This is a genomic window from Pseudomonas edaphica (assembly GCF_005863185.1).
GTDB lineage: Bacteria > Pseudomonadota > Gammaproteobacteria > Pseudomonadales > Pseudomonadaceae > Aquipseudomonas > Aquipseudomonas edaphica.
Map to the genome: position 1 here is coordinate 1 of NZ_VBVZ01001110.1, position 669 is coordinate 669.

General features: G+C 58.4%; 1 protein-coding gene. It reads left to right on the forward strand.

All coding sequences use genetic code 11. The features are described 5' to 3' along the window. Positions 1-11 precede the first annotated feature (11 nt). Positions 12-305, forward strand: a complete 294-nt coding sequence (locus tag FEM54_RS33550; protein ID WP_138454399.1) for a fructose-bisphosphate aldolase — start codon at positions 12-14, stop codon at positions 303-305. Positions 306-669 lie beyond the last annotated feature (364 nt).

Below are 669 nucleotides of genomic sequence, written 5' to 3' on the forward strand. Positions count from 1 at the left end.
GGACTATTACCATGACTACTCAACACCCGCCCCGCCGCTTCACCACCATGTCCCAAACCGCAACCGAATACCCTGTCCTGCTCATCGACAGCGACGCCCCGCTCAGCGAGCTCCATGCCTGCGCCAGCGAGCGTCTCAATGCTGCCCTCGCCTACCTGCACCTGATGGCCTGTTCCAATGTGTCCGACTACGCCGAGCATGACGTTAATACCGTCGCCAATACCGCGCGGATCATGATCCAGGACGTGTCGGATGTGTTTACGGTGATGGAGCGGCGCGGTTTTGATGTGCCTGCTGTGAGTTGAGGTGATGTGAGCTGTAAGGAAACCCGCTTTGGCGGGTTTTCTGGTTTTTGGGGCGGCTACTGCCTGGCGGTCTTGATGTTCACAACGTTCTTTCTAGGCGGCTCGCCAAACTGGCGCTTGTATTCTCGACTAAGGTACGCGGTGATAGGCGTGATGCTCGATTCACACTCCCCTCTTTTATTGGCGGAAATGGCTGTTGGAAACCCCGGCTTCTGTGGCGAGGGAGCTTGCTCCCGCTGGGGCGCGAAGCGGCCCCAAAAATGGGACTGCTACGCAGTCCAACGGGAGCAAGCTCCCTCGCCACAATTACCGGCTATGCCTTAACTGACTGGCATTAGCGCAAGCCCCCTCGCCACGGTGAGCT

Coding starts and splice junctions, on each gene's coding strand:
- FEM54_RS33550 (WP_138454399.1), top strand. CDS start 12: ATGACTACTCAACACCCGCCCCGCCGCTTCACCACCATGTCCCAAACC.